Source organism: Novosphingobium gossypii, from assembly GCF_050433305.1.
GTDB classification, from domain to species: domain Bacteria; phylum Pseudomonadota; class Alphaproteobacteria; order Sphingomonadales; family Sphingomonadaceae; genus Novosphingobium; species Novosphingobium gossypii.
Genome location: NZ_JBNPXM010000002.1, coordinates 435004 through 453931 on the forward strand (window position 1 = coordinate 435004; position 18928 = coordinate 453931).

An 18928-nucleotide genomic window follows, 5' to 3' on the forward strand; every position below is an offset into this window, starting at 1 on the left:
AGCGTCCTTATCGGATGCCCCAAAAATTTCTCAATTGCCTCCATGACCAACATCGCTGTAGCTGCCGCCCGCACAGCAGATGGGGGCTCCGTTCGCCGTGAACAAAGCAGATGGCTGTCCAAGGGGTGCGTTTTGCCTAAAAATTGAGCATGCTGCGTAACGCAATGAGCAAATAATAAGCAATAATATTTCTTGTATATACATTAATGGCGGGCCACTATGCGACTCGCCAACAGGGTTGAAGCAAGGCCGAACGAAGCCGTCTTCGCCGCATTGAGGGAACAGATCATCAGATGACTACGTCCACCACGTTTCGTCGCGCCGCCTTGAACTGCGGGGCAGCATCCATAGTGCTCGCGTTTGCCGCCCTGCCGGCTATCGCTCAGGCGCAGACCGCCCCTGCCGACAGCGCCGAAGTGGGCAGCGACATCGTCGTCACCGCCCTGCGTCGTGATACCACCGTCCAGACCACGCCCATCGCGATCACCGCCCTGACCGGCGAGACACTGACCAAGGCTGGCGTCACCAACATCGCAGACTACGCCAAATTCGTTCCCTCGCTGCGTATCCAGGACAATGGTCCGGGCCAGCGCCGCGTGTCACTGCGTGGCGTCCAGGCTTCAGGCGAGGCGACCGTGGGGGTCTACTACGACGATACCCCCGTGACAGGCTCGGTGGGCGTATCGAGCGACGCGGCGGGTCGCACCGCCGATTTCACCCTGTTCGACGTCAACCGCATCGAAGTGCTGCGCGGCCCGCAGGGCACGCTCTACGGTGCCAGCTCGATGGGCGGCGCGATCCGCGTGATCCTCAACAAGCCCAGCGACGAGTACGAGGGCACCGTGGAAGCGCAGGCGATGACCACCAGGGGCGGCGGCTTTGGCTACTTCGTCAATGGCATGGTCAATGTGCCGCTGGTGAAGGACGTGCTGGCTGCCCGCGCGGTTCTGTTCCGCCGCGACAACGACGGCTACATCGACAACACGTTCCTGGGCCGCAAGAACGTGAACGACTATACCGCCACCGGCGGCCGCCTGATGCTGCGCTTTACGCCCACGTCCAACTTCACGCTCGACGCTACCGCCTCATTCGAGAACACCGATGCCGTTTCCGCCACCTGGAACCCTGCCGTGGGCGACTACAAGTCCGCCGCACAGGTGAACCTGCCCTACACAGATAAGTCGCAGCTTTACAGCCTGACCGCGAACTGGGACGTGGGCTTTGCCAACTTCACCTCGATCACCAGCTACCAGCACCGCAAGTCGGCCTATGCGGCGGACGACAGCTACTACATCGGCACCTACCGCACGGCGGCGCGCTGCGCCTCCTACGTCAATGCGGGCGGCGCGTGCTCGGCCGATCAGCTGTCCAGCTACTACGGCTATATCGATAGCCTGAGCCCGGCGGCGATCTACTATCCCGGTTCGACCAAGGATTTCACGCAGGAAGTCCGCCTCAGCTCGACCGGCGACAACGCCTTCGACTGGACGGTGGGAGCGTTCTTCCAGAACCGCAGGAACGACGTCACTTCCTCCGATGCCCGCGCCGACGATGCTACCGGCGAGATCATCTTCCCCGTCCAGCTGTTCTACCGCCGCGAAATCTTCGACAAGCTGAAGCAGGTCGCGGCCTTTGCCGAGGGCACCTACCACGTCACGTCCGCGCTCAGCCTGACCGCCGGCATCCGCTACTACGATTACGACAAGACGGTATCGGGCTTCACCGACATCGGCTGGTCGCTGATCGGCGCGCCGGTCCGTCCGGTCAACACGGTGGACTCGTCGGAAAACGGCACGCTGCTGAAGTTCAATGCATCGTGGCAGGCCAATCCCGACATGCTGTTCTACGCCACCGCATCGCAGGGCTTCCGACCCGGCGGCGCCAATCAGGTCATCGGCCTGTCTGCGGACCTGACCCCGTATCAGGCTGACAAGCTGTGGAACTACGAAGTGGGCAGCAAGTTCACCCTGCTGGGCCGCGCCCTCACGCTGAACCTGGCCGCGTTCCAGATCGACTGGGACAACATGCAGGTCAGCGGGCGCACCACCAACGGCGCGTTCTCGTTCCTGTCGAACGCTGGTGCGGCGCGCATCCGCGGGCTTGAGGCGGAAGCCTTCATCCGCCCGGTGCAGGGCCTCACCTTCAACATCGCGGGCAACTACCTGGACGCCAAGCTGACGCAGGACCAGATCAGCGACGCCGTCGTGGCCGCAGGCCGCGCAGGGGATCGCATTCCCTACATTCCGCACTTCACCGGCTCGGTGGGTGCGGAATACCGCACGCCGGTAAGCGACAGCGTGGAATTCTTCGCCCGCGCCGATTTCAATTATGTCGGCGCGTCCTACTCGGAGTTCCGCCCCACCAACGTCTATCGCGTGAAGATGGACGAATACGCGCTGGCGAACCTGCGCGTCGGCTTCGAGCTGCCGGAGAGCGACACCGGCGTCTACCTGTTCGTCAACAACCTGTTCGACGCGGTGGCGATCAACCGCGCATCGATGTCGTCCACGCCCAACAGCTATGCCGCCACTTCGGCCGCGCCGCGCACCATCGGCGTGAACGTGCGTCGCCACTTCTGACCTGACAACGGAGCCCCAGCACATGAAAACGCACACGTCGACGCGCCTCGCGCGCGTCCTGATGGCCGCCTCGGCGCTGGGGCTCTGCACCCCGGCAATGGCACAGAGCGTCCCCAGCCCCAAGGCCGTGCTCGGCTACGACGTCGGCGAGGACTATTACCTCGCCAACTACGAGGACGCGGTCCGCTATTTCCAGGCGCTCGCCAAAAGCTCTGACCGCATCAAGCTGTTCGAAAGCGGCAAGAGTACGCACGGCAGGACTTTCGTCTATGCGGTGATCTCCACCCCCGAGAACATCGCCAATTTCGACAAATACAAGGCGATCTCCAAGCGCCTTGGCGACGCGCGCGGCCTGACTGACGCCGAAGCGAAGAAGCTCGCCGCCGAAAGCCCGATCATCGTCCACATCGACGGCGGCATGCACGCCAGCGAAGTGGCCGACCACCAGCTGCCGCTGGCTCTGGCGCACAAGCTGGTTTCGGCGAAGAACGACGCCGAAGTAAACGCGATCCTCAAGAACGTGGTGCTGGTACTATGGCCCACCCTGAACCCGGACGGGCAGGACATGGTGGTCGACTGGTATCGCAAGCAGCGCGGCACGAAGTGGGAGACCAGCCGCACGCCCTGGCTCTATCAGGAGTACGTCGGCCACGACAACAACCGCGACGGCTACATGCTCAACATGAAGGAAAGCCAGGTCGTCAACGCGCAGGAGCAGGAATACGCTCCGGTGATCTGGTACAGCCAGCATCAGGTCGCGCCGTTCCCCGCGCGCATCTGGGTGCCGCCTTTCGCCGACCCGGTGTCGTCCAACATCAACCCGCTGATGCGCATCTGGACCAATGCCATCGGCACCAACATCATGACCCGCATGGAAACCGAGGGCAAGCCGGGCGCGGTGGCGCAGGCGCGTTTCGACAACTGGTTCCCGGGCTTCCTCGATTACATCCACGTCTTCCGCAACACGATCTCGTTCTTCACCGAGACCGCGCACGACAGCGCCACGCCCAAGACCTGGAAGGTCGAGGACTTCCCCAAGTCCGCGCAGGATCTGAAGGCGCAGATCATGTACCCGCACCCGTGGAAGGGCGGCGAATGGCATCTGAAGGACTCGGTCGACTACATGCTGACCGCGTCGATGTCGGTGCTGGAAACCGCGCAGAAGTATCGCGAAACGCTGTTGTTCAACCGCTATCAGGCAGGCCGTGACACCATCGCCGCCGCCAAGGACGGTCCCTCGGCATACGTGATTCCGTCCGGTCAGGCCGACGCGCCCGAAGCCGCCGCGCTGGCACAGATCATGGTCAACCATGGCCTCGACGTGATGCAGACCTCCGCTGCTACCACGATCGGCGGGCAGAGCTATCCGGCGGGCAGCTGGGTGGTGCCGATGGACCAGCCCTTCGCCGGTCTGGCGCGCGAACTGTTCGACAGCCAGAAGTACCCCGACGCGATCCTGGGTGGCGACGGCAACCCCGCCGATCTGCCCTACGACGTCACCGGCTGGACGCTGCCGATGCAGATGGGCGTGCGCGTGGACAAGATCGAGCAGCCGCTCGATGCGGCGGCGCGCGCGGGCTTCACCAGGGTGGCGGCGGCCACCGCGCCGGCGGGCGGCGTCAGCGGATCGGGTACGAACTACCTTCTCGATCGCCGCGTGAACAACAGCTACCGCGCGCTTAACGCCGCGCTGGCGGCAGGCGGCAAGGCGAGCTGGACTGACAGCCAGATCGCGCTGTCCGGCCTCTCACCCCAGGCAATGGGCAAGATCGCCGCGCAATACAGCGTCACCGTTACCGCCGGGGCCGAAGCGCCCGCCGGCGAAGCCGTGAACAAGGGTCGCGTCGCGCTTTACCGACCGTGGGGTTCGAACATCGACGAGGGCTGGACGCGCTGGCTGCTGGAACAGTACGGCTTCGGCGCGAAGACCGTCTACAACGCCGACGTGAAGGCGGGTCTTGCCGGCAAGGTCGACACCATCGTCCTGCCCGACCTTTCGGCCCCATCGAAGTCCCGCCCCGGCGACACCGCGCCCGCCGCCGACTTCGAATCCCGGTACAAGGGCCCGCTCGCTTCGCTAATGGACGGGTTCAGTCCCAACCAGATGCCCGCCCCCTATGCCGGCGGCATCGGCGAGGACGGTGCGAAGAAGCTCAAGGACTTCGTGCGCGATGGCGGCACGCTGGTGGCGCTGAACAATGCCTCGGACGCGGTGATCGACCTGTTCGATCTGCCCGTGACCAACATCCTGAAGGACGCCAGGAGCGAGTTCTTCTTCTGCTCGGGCGCACTGCTGCAGGTCCAGCTGACCCCCGGCACCAGCATCGCCGCCGGGATGCCGCTGGACCCCATCGTGATGTTCGAGCGCGGCCCCGCCTTCGAGCCCAAGGCCGGCTTCAAGGGCGAGGTGCTGGCCTCCTACGCTTCCACCGGCAACCCCCTGCGCAGCGGCGTGCTGCTGCATCCCGAAGCGATCCAGGGCAAGGCTGCGGCGGTCATGGTCGAATACGGCAAGGGCAAGGTCTACCTCTACGGCTTCCGCCCGCAATGGCGCGGCCAGTCGCACGGGGCATACAAGCTGTTCTTCAACGCGCTGTACCCGGACCGTGCGGGCAAGTGATCCACCCTCGGGGCGCCGTGAAAGCGGCGCCCCGCTTTTTCCAGGATGGGCTTTATGGGCGAGGACGCGATCGTCGCGACCGCCCCTTATCGCGCCGAAGCCCCCGGCCCGAACCGCGCCACCATGTCATAGGCATCGCCAAGGAACAGCTGCCGCACATAAGTGATCCGTTCCGAGCCGCGCCACGTCCGGCGTTCGACACACAGGCACGGTGTTCCGGCAGCGACGCCCAGCCATTCCGCCTCCTCGCCCAGCGCGGCGACGGCGGATATTCGCGTTTCTGCCTCGGTCCAGGGCACATGCTGCAACAGCCAAGTGCCGGGCGGCACGCTGTCGAGGTCGGCACCGACGATCTCCGGCACCGCCGTCGCACTCACCAGACGGAATTCCACGCCTAGCGGTGCGCCATCCACCAGATGCAGCCCGTCGATCTGCACCAGCGAACCGCCGCCCGCCAGCAGCGTTTCCTCCTCGTCGTCACCGGCAGGCCGCACCCGGCGCTTGAGCGGCTGAAAGGCATAATCCTGCGCCCGCTCGCGCACCTGCGCCGCGATGTCCGGCACGTCGAGCACCATCGAATGGACCTTTGGTCGCGCCACGAAGGTGCCCGCGCGCTTGCGCCGGTCGATCAGCCCCGCCGCGACAAGTGCGGACAGTGCCTTGTTCACCGTCATGCGCGAGCAGCCGTATTCCCGCATCAGTTCCTGCTCGATGGGCAGGCGGTCTCCGGGAGCCAGTTCGCCGCCGAGGATGCGTCCCTCGAAATCCGATCGAATGCGTTCGTGCAGGGGCATTCTCACGCGATCAGTTTCTCCAGTACCTTGGCATAGTCGCGGACCACGCGGTCGCGGGCGTGGTGGCGTCCTTCGCTCACAAGCTTGTCGCCATGGCGCCACACGCAGTCAATGGCCGAGCGCCCCGCAGCAAAGACGAAGCTGTCGGTTATCGCATCGCCCTGCCGGTGCAGCATGGCCGGATGATCGAGGTTCAGGCTGACGATGTCGGCCGGCCTCCCCGCAGCGATCCCGCCTGCCACGCCCAGCGCCGCCGCGCCGCCGGCAACTGCGCCCGCATACAGCGCGGTCCCGGTGGATTCCCCCGCCCCCCGCGCCATGACGTTGCGGGCACGGCGGGTCAGGCGCTGCCCGTATTCCAGCAGCCGCAGTTCCTCCGCGCAGTCGATCAGCACGTTGGAGTCGCTGCCGATGCCATAGACGCCACCGGCATCGAGGAACGTCTCGACCGGGAAAAGCCCGTCGCCAAGGTTGGCCTCGGTGATCGGGCACAGCCCTGCCACCGCCCCGCTTGCCGCGACCGTTCGCGTCTCCGCATCTGTCATGTGCGTGGCGTGGACAAGGCACCATGCGGCGTTCATCCCTACGCGGTCGGCCAGCCATTCGACCGGGCGCTGACCGCTCCACGCCAGGCAATCGTCCACTTCCTTCACCTGCTCGGCGATATGAATGTGAACCGGACGCCCTTGCAGAAGCGGCGCGATATCGCGCAGCTGTTCGGGCGCTACCGCGCGCAGGCTGTGCGGCGTGACGCCCACCACCGCATCCGGCAGGGACCGGGCATGCTGTTCGGCGCCTTCAAGCAGGCGCGCGTAATGCTTCAGGTCGTTGACAAACCGGCGCTGTCCCGGCTGCGGCGGCTGCGCTCCGAACCCGGCGTAGCTGTAAAGTACCGGCAGCAGCGTCATGCCGATCCCCGCCTCACCCGAAGCCGCCAGCACCGCCGCGCTCATCTCCGCAATATCGCCGAAGCGCTGCCCGTCGCGATCATGGTGAAGGTAATGAAACTCGCCAACGCGCGTAAATCCGCCCTCCAGCATCTCGACATATGCCAGCGCGGCAATGGCCCGCACATCGTCCGGCGTCATGCGATCGACGAAACGGTACATGATCTCGCGCCAGGTCCAGAAACTGTCGTTCGAGGGGCCGCGTCGCTCCGCCAGACCGGCCATCGCGCGCTGGAAGGCATGGCTGTGCAGGTTGGGCATTCCCGGAAGGGCGCAGGCATGACGCGCGTCCTCAGCGCAAGGCTGCGCGCCGACTTCCACCGCCGCGATCCGGCCGCCTTCCAGCGTGACACGAACGTCCCGCGCCCAGCCATCAGGGAGCAGACAATGCTCGAAAAACAATGACCTGGGCAACGCCTCGGATCCTTCCAACATGAATCTGCTCCTCGCTCTGTTTTTTGTCTATACATTAATTCGGAACGATGCAATCACTTGGGGGAGGCAAACGAGGGGCCGGAATCATGCAGTGCGATACCGTCTGGAAAGGGGCTCGGCTCGCCACGATGGCAGGCGCGGGAATCGGTGCGGTAGAGGATGGCGTGATCGCAGTGAAGGATGGCCTGATCGTCTACGCCGGCCCCGCCGCCGAAGCGCCCGCTTTCGATGCGGCGCGGGTCGTCGACTGCGAAGGCCGCTGGATCACGCCCGGCCTGATCGACTGCCACACTCACCTGATCCACGGCGGCCACCGCGCAGCCGAGTTCGAAATGCGGCTCGACGGTGCCTCTTACGAGGAGATCGCGCGGGCTGGCGGCGGCATCGTCTCCACCATGCGCGCCACTCGCGCTGCCAGCGAGGACGATCTGGTCGCCAGCGCCCTGCCCCGGCTGGACGCGCTGATCGCGGAAGGGGCGACGACGGTAGAGGTAAAGTCGGGCTACGGGCTGGACCGCGAGACTGAAGTCCGCATGCTGCGCGCCGGTCGTCGTCTGGGCACCGAGCGTGCTGTCTGCATCACCACGACCTACCTCGGCGCTCATGCCCTGCCGCCCGAGTACGCCGATGATGCAGACGCTTACATCGCCATGCTGTGCGACGAAGCCCTGCCCGAGGTCACCGCGCTGGGCCTCGCCGACGCGGTGGACGCCTTCTGCGAAGGCATCGGCTTCACTATCGAGCAGACCGAGCGGGTGTTCGCCGCCGCCGCCCGTCACGGCCTGCCGGTGAAACTTCATGCCGAACAGCTTTCGAACCTCCACGGCGCCGCCCTCGCCGCCCGCCACGGCGCGCTGTCGGCCGACCATCTGGAACATCTCGACGATGCCGGCATCGCCGCAATGGCCGTTTCCGGAACCGTCGCAACGCTGCTACCGGGCGCCTACTACTTCGTGCGTGAGACGAAGCTGCCCCCAATCGATGCACTGCGCGCCGCCGGGGTGCCGATCGCGCTGGCGACCGACTGCAATCCCGGCACTTCGCCGCTCACCTCGCTGCTGCTGACGATGAACATGGGGGCCACCCTGTTCCGCCTTACCGTGTCCGAATGCCTTGCGGGCGTCACCCGTAACGCCGCGCGCGCCTTGGGGTTTGCCGATCGCGGCACGCTGGAAGCCGGCAAGCGCTGCGACCTCGCCATCTGGGACGTCGAGCGTCCCGCCGAACTTGTCTATCGCATGGGGTTCAACCCGCTCCATGCCCGCATCTGGAGTGGTCAATGAATCCTGTCCTGCTCATCCCCGGCAACGTTCCGCTGGACGAGTGGCGCGCGGTCTATCGCGGCGCGCCGGTCACGCTGGATCCGGCCTGCGCACCGCGCGTGGCGGAAAGCGCCGCCGCCGTCGCCCGCATTCTGGCCAAGGGCGCGCCGGTCTACGGCATCAATACGGGCTTCGGAAAACTCGCCAGCGTGCGCATCGGCGACGAGGATCTGGCAACGCTCCAGCGCAACATCGTCCTCAGCCATGCGGCAGGCACGGGTGCGCCTTCGCCGGTCCCGGTGATCCGGCTGATGATGGCGCTCAAGCTTGCCAGCCTGGCACAGGGCGCGTCCGGCGTTCGGCCCGAAACAGTCGAACTGCTGGCCGCGATGCTGGAAAGGGGCCTGACGCCGGTGGTGCCGAGCCAGGGCTCGGTGGGTGCGAGCGGCGACCTTGCCCCTCTCTCCCACATGGCCGCGACGATGATCGGCGTTGGAGAGATCTTCCACGAAGGCGAACGTCTCCTCGCCCTCGAAGCGCTCCGCAAGGCGGGTCTTGAACCCACCGAACTCGGCCCCAAGGAGGGTCTGGCGCTACTCAACGGCACCCAGTTCTCCACCGCCAATGCGCTGGCCGGGCTGTTCGAGGCCGAACTGCTTTTCCGCTCCGCCCTCGTCACCGGCGCGCTGTCTACAGAGGCGGCAAAGGGCTCCGACACGCCATTCGACCCGCGCATCCACACGCTGAGGCGTCATCGCGGGCAGATCGAGGTGGCCGATGCCCTGCGCGCGCTCATGACCGGCAGCGCCATCCGCGCCAGCCATCTGGATAACGATGCGCGCGTTCAGGATCCCTATTGCCTGCGCTGCCAGCCACAGGTTATGGGCGCCGCGCTGGACATCCTGCGCCAGGCCGCGACCACGCTGGAGATCGAGGCCAACGGCGTGTCCGACAACCCGCTGATCTTTCCGGACACGGACGAGGCGCTGTCAGGCGGCAACTTCCATGCCGAGCCTGTCGCTTTCGCCGCCGACATGATCGCCATGGCCATCTGCGAGATCGGCTCCATCGCCGAGCGCCGCATCGCCATGCTGGTGGACCCGGCGCTGTCCGGCCTGCCTGCGTTCCTGACGCCGCGCCCCGGCCTCAATTCCGGCTTCATGATCCCGCAGGTCACTGCCGCCGCGCTCGTCAGCGAGAACAAGCAGCGCGCCTATCCCGCCAGCGTTGATTCCATCCCCACTTCGGCCAATCAGGAAGACCACGTCTCGATGGCCGCGCACGGCGCACGCCGCCTGCTCGACATGGCCGAGAACGCCACCGCAGTGTTGGGCATCGAACTGCTTGCCGCGGCGCAGGGGGTGGATTTCCATGCCCCGCTGGCCTCCAGTGCCGCGCTGGAGGCCGCCCGCACGACCCTGCGCGAACGGGTGCCCGCGCTAGAGGACGACCGCCACTTCCACCCGGACATGGAGGCGGCCAACCTGCTCATCCGCTCGGGCGCGCTGCTCGCTTCGGCGGGTGACACGCTGCCGGGTGTGGCATGAGCGACTGGCTGACTGTCAGCGAAGGCGATGCTCCCCTCGTGGTCGCATTCCCCCATGTCGGCACCCAGCTTGCCGACGTGGGGAGCCAATTCCGATCCGAGTGGCTGGCGCGGCGCGATGCCGACTGGTGGGTGGACGAACTCTACGCCTTTGCCGCAGAGATGCGCGCTACGCTGGTTTCCACGCGCATTTCGCGCAGCGTGATCGACGTTAACCGCGATCCCTCCGGTGCATCGCTCTATCCGGGGCAGGCGACGACCGAGCTGTGCCCGACGACCACGTTCGACGGTGAACCGCTCTACGCCGGTGAAGTGCCTGACGAGGCCGAAGCCACTCGCCGCCGGACTCTGTGGTTCGATCCGTACCACGCCGCGCTTCAGGCTCAGATAGACCGGCTGCGCACAGCCCACGGCCGCGTGGTGCTCTACGATGCGCACTCGATCCGCAGCCATGTGCCGCGCCTGTTCGACGGCGAACTGCCGCAGTTCAACATCGGCACTAACGGTGGAGTGACCTGCGACCCGGCACTGGCCAGTGCTGTCGAAGCCATATGCATCGCCTCTGGCGAAAGCCATGTCCTCGACGGCCGGTTCCGGGGCGGCTGGACCACTCGGCATTACGGCCAGCCGGAAAAAGGCGTCCACGCCATCCAGATGGAACTTGCCATCCGGGGCTACATGGATGAGCCCGAGACGCCCAGCGAGGCCAACTGGCCGCCTGCTGTTGATCCCGCGCGTGCGTTCGCGATCACCCAAACCCTTTCCCAGATCATGAAGGCAGCTCGCGCCTTCGCCCTTCAGGAAGCTTGAAATGTCCCGTATCGACAACACCCGCGTCATCAAGCCCGCCACCGGCACACAGCTTTCGGCGAAGTCGTGGCTCACCGAAGCGCCCTTGCGGATGCTGATGAACAACCTGCACCCCGATGTTGCTGAACGGCCGGAGGAACTTGTCGTCTACGGAGGCATCGGTCGCGCCGCGCGCGACTGGGAAAGCTACGACCGGATCGTCGAGACGCTCCAGCGCCTTGAGGACAACGAGACGCTGCTGGTCCAGTCGGGCAAGCCGGTCGGCGTGTTCCGCACCCATGCAGATGCGCCGCGCGTGCTGATCGCCAATTCCAACCTTGTCCCCCACTGGGCGAACTGGGAGCATTTCAACGAACTCGATAGGCGCGGCCTTGCCATGTACGGGCAGATGACCGCCGGTTCGTGGATCTACATCGGCACGCAGGGGATCGTTCAGGGCACCTACGAAACGTTTGTGGAGATGGGGCGCCAGCACCACGGCGGCGACCTTTCGGGCAAGTGGCTCCTGACGGCGGGCCTTGGCGGCATGGGCGGCGCGCAGCCGCTCGCAGCGGTCATGGCGGGTGCATCGTGCCTTGCCATCGAATGCCAGCCCAGCCGTATCGAGATGCGCCTTCGCACCGGTTACCTCGACAAGTCCGCCACCACCATCGAAGAAGCCATGGCGATGATCGAGCAGGCGAAGGCGGACGGCAGGCCAGTCTCGGTGGGCCTTCTGGGCAACGCCGCCGAACTGCTGCCCGAGATCTACGCGCGCGGCATCCGCCCGGACCTGCTGACCGACCAGACAAGCGCGCACGACCCGATCAACGGCTACCTTCCCGTGGGCTGGACCGTCGCCGAATGGATCGAGCGGCGCGAGCGTGAACCCGAAGCAGTGGCCAAGGCCGCCAAGGCATCGATGGCGCAGCATGTTCGCGCCATGCTCGATTTCCAGTCGGCGGGCGTTCCGACCACCGACTACGGCAACAACATCCGCCAAGTCGCGCTGGACGAGGGCGTTGAGCACGCCTTCGACTTCCCCGGCTTCGTCCCTGCCTACATCCGCCCGCTGTTCTGCCGCGGCGTCGGGCCGTTCCGCTGGGCCGCGCTTTCGGGCGATCCCGAGGACATCTACAAGACCGACGCCAAGGTGAAGGAACTGCTGCCGGACAACGCGCACCTGCACAACTGGCTCGACATGGCGCGAGAGAAGATCCACTTCCAGGGACTGCCCGCGCGTATCTGCTGGGTGGGTCTGGGTGATCGCCACCGCCTTGGCCTCGCCTTCAACGAGATGGTTGCCAACGGCGAACTCAAGGCCCCGGTCGTGATCGGCCGCGACCACCTCGACAGCGGTTCGGTCGCCTCGCCCAATCGCGAGACCGAGGCGATGCAGGATGGTTCGGATGCCGTTTCCGACTGGCCGCTGCTCAACGCCCTGCTCAACACCGCCAGCGGCGCGACGTGGGTGTCGCTGCACCATGGCGGGGGCGTTGGCATGGGCTATTCGCAACATGCCGGAATGGTCATCGTGGCCGATGGGACAGCAGAAGCGGCTGCGCGTCTTGAGCGCGTCCTGTGGAACGATCCCGCGACCGGCGTCATGCGCCATGCCGATGCGGGCTATGCCATCGCGCGCGAGTGCGCGGTGGAAAAGGGGTTAGACCTTCCAGGTATTCTCTGATTCCCGCCATCAGTGGATTGATCCTGCACTGCTGGCCACCGGACATCCCCGGCGGCCAGCAGACAACGACGAGACAGGTCGGTGAAGGTTCCATGAGCATCGCACAGATCATTCCCGCTGCCAGTTACGCGAACGTCCGGTGGAAAAACGGCGGTGGCACCACAAGCGAGATCGCCGTTTTTCCGCCGGGTGCCGGGATGGAAGACTTTCTCTGGCGCCTCAGCATGGCGCAGGTCGAGACGCCCGGGCCCTTTTCAGCGTTCCACGGCGTCGATCGGACGCTGGCGGTGATCGAAGGAGCGCTGACCTTGGCCGGGCCGGATTTCGAAGTGACGCTCGATGATACCTCCGCGCCATTCCGGTTCGACGGACATGCCTGCGTACACGGGCACCCTCTCGGCGGATCGGTGCGCGATCTGAACGCAATGGTCCGGCGCGGCGCCTACAGCGCCTCCATGGCCTGGCTAAGGCCCGGGGACCTGGCAATGTGCACAGGAACCGGCTTCATCATCGCGGCCGAAGCGCAGACCTGCGCCATCCATCGTCTGGGAAAACTTGACTGCGCCCTGATCGATGCACCCGTGCGGATAACAGGGCGGGCGCTGTTCGTGGATTTCACCACAGCGTAAGTTCGGGGTACGAAAGCGCCCGACCATAGCAGCCGGGCGGTACAGCGAAGATGTTACTCCGGCTTGTGCTCCAGCGTGAAGCTGAGCGTCGCGGTGTGTTCCACGTTGCGGTATTTCGCGGGATTGTCGCTTGGGCCGTCGTAGACGGCGTGGATGACATTGAGCCCCTGATTGCGCAACGGCATAATGGCGATCCCGTCGGCGCCGGTCACGATTTCCTTCGCGTCCGGGTCGTTGACGAAGTCATTGATCAAGCGGGCGCCCGCGACAGGCTGTTCCTTGAATAGAACCTTGTACTTCAGCTTCTGCCCAAGCAGCTTCGGGATCGGCCCGACAGGTACGATCTGCAGGGTCTGCCCGGAAAGCAGGGGAACCGGGCCTGCGAGTGCGCCCTGAACACGAACGGCGTACTTGATGTTGTTCGTGGAGACTTCCGCGCCGGGCATCTCGTCGAGCCCCTTCTTCTCGTACTCGCCGCCCTTCATGCGCGACCATACGCCATTTTGCAGGACGGCAGAGACAAACGCCGGACTGGATTCGGCTTCGACGAGCATGGCCAGACCCGAGAGCCGATGCTCGGCCTTGATCGGCGTGCCTTCAGCATCATAAGCAGTCACCGCGTCGATCAGCGGCTCGCGCTTGACCATGTCGAGATCGTCCGCGCCTTCGCCATAGACGAGCACGATCTGCTTCGAACGTTCGGTGAAGTAAATGCCGTGCGCCTGTACTTGGAAAACAGGCAGTATCAGCAGCGAGGTGGCGATCGCGGCGTTCATCACGGTCTTCATCATGCGCATCCCTGTTTGAGTCGATCGGGGGAAAGGGGTTCTGGCGCGCATCACAGGCCGACCGTGATGCTGGCTATCGCGGCAAGCGGCGCGCCGGGGTAGAGATTGCTGCCGAAGCCCCGCTCGGCGTACTTCTTGTCGAGCAGATTGTTTACGTTCACCTGCAGTTTCACCCCCTCCGCCAGCGGATAGTAGGCGAGCAGGTTCACCGTGGCATAAGGCCGGATATACGGCGCAGTCGCAGCAGTCCCGGCAATCCGCCCACCGACGTAGGCGACACCCGCACCTGCACCCAGGCCCCGGAACGTACCGTTCTGGAACTCATAGACATTGAGCAGGCTCGCCGAATGACGCGGGGCATTGGGCAACCGCTGGCCTACCCGCAGGCGGTTGTCCCTGGTCACTTCGGCGTCGGCAAAGACGTAGCCGCCGACGACACGCCATGCCTTCGTCAGATTGCCCGTGACCGAGATGTCGATGCCCCGGCTGCGCACTTCGCCCGCGGCGATGCTGTAATCGAGATTGTCCGGATCGGCAGTCGCGACGTTCTGCTTGATGGTGTGGAAAAGCGCGGCGGTAGCACTGAGCCTGCCGCCCAGCCCCTCGAACTTCACGCCCGCTTCGTAGCTGGTGCCGCGTTCCGGAGCGATGACATTGCCGTTCACGTCCGCTGCCGTGTTCGGCTTGTTGGAGCGTGCATAGCTACCGTAGATCGATACCTGTGGGCTGATCACGAAGACGGTGCCTACGCGCGGGGTGAACACGGTCTGCTTGAACGCCGACGTCACGCCATTGCGCAGATTGAGATTGTCGCTCTCGAAACGTTCGAGGCGGCCGCCAATCAGCAGCCTGAACCAGGGCAGCAGCGAAACCTGATCCTGCGCGTAACCGGCGAACGTGCGCGTCTGGGTGCGGATGCTGGTGAACGTCCCGTTCAGCGGCGGGATTGCCGATCCATACACCGGCGCAAAGATGTCTAGGGTGAAAGGCGACAGCGTCGGACTGGAATTGCGGATCACCTCGGTATAGTGGAAAGCCTCGAATTCCGCCCCCAGCAGGACTTCATGCTCGACGCTGCCGGTGGCGAACTTGCCTGTGAGATTGGTCTGCGCATCCAAGTCACGCCAGCGCAGCGTACGTTCGCTGTACGTACGTACCAGGGATCGCCCATCTGCACGCACGCTGGACGCCTGTATGCCGGGGCCGCCCAACTCGCCGTTGTAGTACTGGATGCCTGCACGCAGCTTCCAGTCCTGACCGATCCTGTAGTCCGCCACGATGCTGCCAAGGCCATTGCGCACTCGCCACCGATCGACCGACGGCTCGCCGAAGAAGCGCGAAGCGGGTATGGCGATCGCAAGCTGGTTGCCGAAAGCCGGGATGCCGCGATCGAGGGGCGTCTTCACCTGCACGAATTCGCTGCTGAAGGTGAATGTCAGATCGGCTGAAGCATCCCAGGCGATGGCAGGGGCGACCACGACCCGGTCGGACCGGACATGATCGCGGAACGTCTCTCCACCTTCCACCGCCGCGCCCAGACGGTAGCGGATGGTTCTGCCCTTATCGATGGGCCCGGTGGCATCGACAGTGCCGCGCCAGCCGCCGAAGCTGTCGATCCGACCACTGACGCTCTGGGCCATCCTGTCGGCAGGCATCCGCGATACGATGTTGAACGTGCCGCCCGGATCGCCGCGCCCATAAAGCAGCGCTGCTGGACCGCGCAGGACATCCACCCGCTCCACCGCGATGGAATCCGGTGCCGGTGGGTAACCCCGGTTCATCGGAAAACCGTTGCGGAAGTACTCGGAAGAGGTGAAGCCGCGCAGGTTGTAGTCGCTGAGTCCGGTGCCGCCGAAGTTGTTGCCGCGCGTGATGCCACCGGCATAGGCGAGCACATCCTCGACACGGTTGGCCTGCAGATCCTCTACCACCTGGCGCGTCAGCACGGTGACAGACTGCGGCACCTCCAGCAACGGCGTGTCCGTGCGGGTGGCGCTGCTGGATCGGGTGACGTTGTAAGCGCCCGACTTGCCGGTCACGACGATCGCGTCTTCGGCATTTTCGGCATCAGCGGCTTTCGCCATCCCGGACCCCGCAACAAATGCGAAAGTACCGGTGAGCAGCGTGATCCTGGAAATCCGTTTCAATTCATTCCCCCTCAGGACGTCGAGCAACATCAGGCAGGAGGCGTCCGCGCGAACGGTCGGCACGCGCGGCAGCCGGACGCCCCAGAGGCAACCGACGCGCGACACCGATGCGGCCTCCGCCGCATTCTCGTCGCTCAGACGGAGAAGATTGACCGTGCCGAGACCACCCCCTGGGTCAGGCAAGAGCGACCGGTGCGACGGCAGGTCTCCTGGCTTGCGGGTCATGGCTTGATGCACGGCCTTCCCAGGCCTCGCATGAATTAGCGTCCGGCCCAGTGGCTGGCGGCTCGGGCACTCCCCGTCCGCACATGTGCATCGCGCTCGCCGCTCACAGTTGCAGGGACAGCCCCGGATTCGCAAAGGCCCGAAGATCGGACCTTTCGCACCGTGTTCCCTTTTAAGCCTTTTTCAAGGCACCGACGCGATCAGCCCGGGAGCCGAAGCACCCGGCATAGCCGGCGTTATCCGCGATGATGTCAGTTCGCAATAGCATAATTCTACCAACCGCTCTGGGCCGGTGCTGCCTTTCGCGTGCTGACCTGCAGGAACGTCCCAACCGGCGAGAACCAAACCTTTGTGCGCCCGCGACATTGTCTTGGCACGTGGCTAGCCGATATGAGCTACCGTGTCGGCGGCGTAGGCGCCTCGTTCACCGAGCGGCTGCTCATCACCGGTGGTTGTGTCACGCGCGGTCTGACGTTCTATTTCGCAATTCAGTTCGGCACCGAGCAAGAGGACATAGGCGGAAAGATACAGCCACGTCAGCAGGACCATCGCCGCGCCGAGGGAGCCATATGTGGCGTCGTAGTTGCCGAAATTGGCGACGTACAAACCGAAACCGAAGGTCATGATCATCCATGACAGTGCTGCGAAAACAGACCCTGGCGTCAACCAGCGCCATTTCGCCTGCGCCCTGTCAGGCCCGAACCGGTAAACGGTCGCCGCCAGTGCGGTGCCAACGGCCCCCACCAGCAGGTAGGAAAGGATCGTCAGCAGCACGGCCACGAAGCCGGGTGCCGATGAAGAAAGGGCCGACAGTGCCGAGAGGCCAGCGATCGCGGTCATCGCCAGGATCGCAACGACAACGCTTCCCGCAGCGACTGCGAAAGCGATCAGGTTGAGGCGCATGAAGCTGCGGCTTTCCTCTTCATCATACGCGATGTTGAGCGCCACGATCAGCGCCGACGCGCCCTTCATCACGCCATACAAGGCAATAGCCAGCGCGATGAGCAGCCCTACGCCCTTCTTTCCATCAGAAGTCTGCACCACGTTGCCAAGCTGCTCCCCGATCAGGCGCGCCGCTTCGTCCGGCATCATCGCCGTAAGGGACGCGATATTGGAAGCCACGGTTTCGGGGGTGGCCACCAGACCGTATGTCAGGACGATGGCCCCCAACGTAGGAACCATCGCCAGAACGGCACAGAATGCTACCCCCGATGCGATGAGCCCAAGGTTGTCGGCACTGGCTTCGCGCCAGGCCCGACTAACGATCTGTTTCCAGCCGGAAGGCGGGATCGCAAGCGGTGTGGTCGCCTTGAGACCGCCCGCGGCATCTCCATTCGTTCTGGACACACTGTTCCTCCTGTTGCGATAACCGAACAAGCCGGGGAACGACACGTTGCGTGAAAGCGGAATTTACCGCGTGAAATTTGCGGCATAGAAATCCAGCGCCTTCATTCCATCGCTGACGACGGCGATGAAGATGATGGCGGCCACCGCCGGATCGGACCACCTCCAGCCAAGTGCCAGCCTTGTCATGAGTCGCGCTCATTGGCCTTGGTTCTAAGGAACGGACGAGGGTTTGTGTTGTTTCGTCAACAGAACGATACAACAGGGACATTATGTGGAAACTATATGCGGGGCTCAGTCTGCTTCTTGTCACGGCAGCGGGGCCGGGCTTCGGGCAGGAAGGCAGCGGGCAAGCTCCAGCGGCCTTGCGTGAACTGTGTACGGAGCGCCCGGGCCTTACCACGGCTGCATGTACCGTCGATCCTGGTCATCTCCAGATGGAAATAGGCATTGCCGACTGGGAAAGGGATAAAGACAGCGAAGAAAGGCAGGACCAGATCAAACTAGGCGACGTGCAGTTGCGCTATGGTCTGGCTGCGCGAAGCGAGCTTCAACTGTCCTGGCCCGCTTATGTTCATACGGTGACGCGCGACTATCGGGCAGGCGCCGTTGAGCGATCCCATGGCGTCGGAGATGTCACCATTGGGCTGAAACAGAACCTGAGGCATCCGCAGGAAAAAGCGAAAGGTCTTGCCCTGAGCATCCTGCCTTACCTCAGCTTGCCGACAGGTACGCATGGCGGCGGCGATGGTGACTGGAGCGCCGGCGCGGTGGTTCCGCTAAGCTACAAGTTTAGCGACCTGATAACCCTTGCGGTGTCGCCACGGATAGAGGCTGCAGTCGATGAGGACCGCTCTGGCCGCCATCTCGCGTTTGGGACCGCAGCGGGTTTGCAACTTGCCATCTGCGACGGGGTCAGGCTTTCGCCAGAAGTGGAGATCATGCGCGACCGCGATCCGGTACAGCCGGCAACCACGGCAAGCGCCGCCATGTCCGTGGCGTGGAAAGTTGCCAACATGACCCAACTGGACGTCCAGGGTATAGCTGGCCTCAATGCCGCTACGCCCGGCGTCCGGCTAGCCCTGGGTGTAAGTCACAAGTTCTGACGGGCCGCCTGAGTTCGCTGCCGCCATCGT

At 64.6% G+C, this 18928-nt stretch carries 14 protein-coding genes and 1 riboswitch; of the genes, 8 read left to right on the forward strand and 6 right to left on the reverse strand.

Annotated features, from left to right (window positions below):
• The first annotated feature begins 293 nt into the window (after nucleotides 1-293).
• Nucleotides 294-2579: a TonB-dependent receptor gene (locus tag GGR40_RS07415; RefSeq protein ID WP_429275572.1), complete on the forward strand. Its 2286-nt coding sequence runs from the start codon at nucleotides 294-296 to the stop codon at nucleotides 2577-2579.
• A gap of 22 nt (nucleotides 2580-2601) precedes the next feature.
• Complete coding sequence (locus GGR40_RS07420; protein WP_429275573.1) at nucleotides 2602-5199, forward strand: M14 family metallopeptidase; 2598 nt, start codon at nucleotides 2602-2604, stop codon at nucleotides 5197-5199.
• An 86-nt stretch (nucleotides 5200-5285) separates the two neighbouring features.
• Here the strand turns inward: GGR40_RS07420 and GGR40_RS07425 are convergent, their stop codons facing one another.
• Together GGR40_RS07425 and GGR40_RS07430 are read right to left on the reverse strand one after the other, a co-directional pair.
• Entirely contained in the window at nucleotides 5286-5993 is a 708-nt protein-coding gene (locus GGR40_RS07425; RefSeq protein ID WP_429275611.1) for a UTRA domain-containing protein, read from the reverse strand.
• 2 nt (nucleotides 5994-5995) lie between these two features.
• Nucleotides 5996-7375 (reverse strand): formimidoylglutamate deiminase, encoded by a 1380-nt coding sequence (locus GGR40_RS07430; RefSeq protein ID WP_429275574.1) that lies wholly within the window; start codon nucleotides 7373-7375, stop codon nucleotides 5996-5998.
• A gap of 86 nt (nucleotides 7376-7461) precedes the next feature.
• On the opposite strand from GGR40_RS07430, the gene hutI reads away from it, so the two are divergent.
• From hutI to GGR40_RS07455, 5 genes are all read left to right on the forward strand, one after another.
• Nucleotides 7462-8658: an imidazolonepropionase gene (hutI, locus tag GGR40_RS07435; protein WP_429275575.1), complete on the forward strand. Its 1197-nt coding sequence runs from the start codon at nucleotides 7462-7464 to the stop codon at nucleotides 8656-8658.
• Nucleotides 8655-10184 carry a histidine ammonia-lyase gene (hutH, locus tag GGR40_RS07440; protein ID WP_429275576.1) on the forward strand — a complete coding sequence of 510 codons (1530 nt, stop codon included), beginning with the start codon at nucleotides 8655-8657 and terminating at the stop codon, nucleotides 10182-10184. Before hutI ends, hutH begins: the two co-directional genes overlap by 4 nt.
• A complete protein-coding gene (hutG, locus tag GGR40_RS07445; protein ID WP_429275577.1) occupies nucleotides 10181-10993 on the forward strand; it encodes an N-formylglutamate deformylase in 813 nt (270 codons plus the stop codon). The genes hutH and hutG overlap by 4 nt, the downstream gene beginning before the upstream one ends.
• 1 nt (nucleotide 10994) lies before the next feature.
• Nucleotides 10995-12659: a urocanate hydratase gene (gene hutU / locus GGR40_RS07450; protein WP_429275578.1), complete on the forward strand. Its 1665-nt coding sequence runs from the start codon at nucleotides 10995-10997 to the stop codon at nucleotides 12657-12659.
• A 92-nt stretch (nucleotides 12660-12751) separates the two neighbouring features.
• A complete protein-coding gene (locus GGR40_RS07455) occupies nucleotides 12752-13288 on the forward strand; it encodes a HutD/Ves family protein (RefSeq protein ID WP_429275579.1) in 537 nt (178 codons plus the stop codon).
• A 53-nt stretch (nucleotides 13289-13341) separates the two neighbouring features.
• Here the strand turns inward: GGR40_RS07455 and GGR40_RS07460 are convergent, their stop codons facing one another.
• From GGR40_RS07460 to GGR40_RS07475, 4 genes are all read right to left on the reverse strand, one after another.
• On the reverse strand, nucleotides 13342-14079 hold the full coding sequence (locus GGR40_RS07460; protein WP_429275580.1) for a DUF4198 domain-containing protein: 738 nt from the start codon (nucleotides 14077-14079) through the stop codon (nucleotides 13342-13344).
• 47 nt (nucleotides 14080-14126) lie between these two features.
• The gene (locus GGR40_RS07465) at nucleotides 14127-16160 is read right to left on the reverse strand and encodes a TonB-dependent siderophore receptor (protein ID WP_429275581.1); all 2034 of its coding nucleotides are present in this window, start codon (nucleotides 16158-16160) and stop codon (nucleotides 14127-14129) included.
• A 245-nt stretch (nucleotides 16161-16405) separates the two neighbouring features.
• A riboswitch (cobalamin riboswitch) is annotated at nucleotides 16406-16659 on the reverse strand.
• A gap of 170 nt (nucleotides 16660-16829) precedes the next feature.
• Nucleotides 16830-17840 (reverse strand): YihY/virulence factor BrkB family protein, encoded by a 1011-nt coding sequence (locus GGR40_RS07470; RefSeq protein WP_429275582.1) that lies wholly within the window; start codon nucleotides 17838-17840, stop codon nucleotides 16830-16832.
• 18 nt (nucleotides 17841-17858) lie between these two features.
• Nucleotides 17859-17981: a hypothetical protein gene (locus tag GGR40_RS07475; protein WP_429275583.1), complete on the reverse strand. Its 123-nt coding sequence runs from the start codon at nucleotides 17979-17981 to the stop codon at nucleotides 17859-17861.
• Nucleotides 17982-18064: 83 nt separating this feature from the next.
• Between GGR40_RS07475 and GGR40_RS07480 the strand changes: the two genes are divergently transcribed.
• Nucleotides 18065-18898 (forward strand): transporter, encoded by an 834-nt coding sequence (locus GGR40_RS07480; protein WP_429275584.1) that lies wholly within the window; start codon nucleotides 18065-18067, stop codon nucleotides 18896-18898.
• Nucleotides 18899-18928 lie beyond the last annotated feature (30 nt).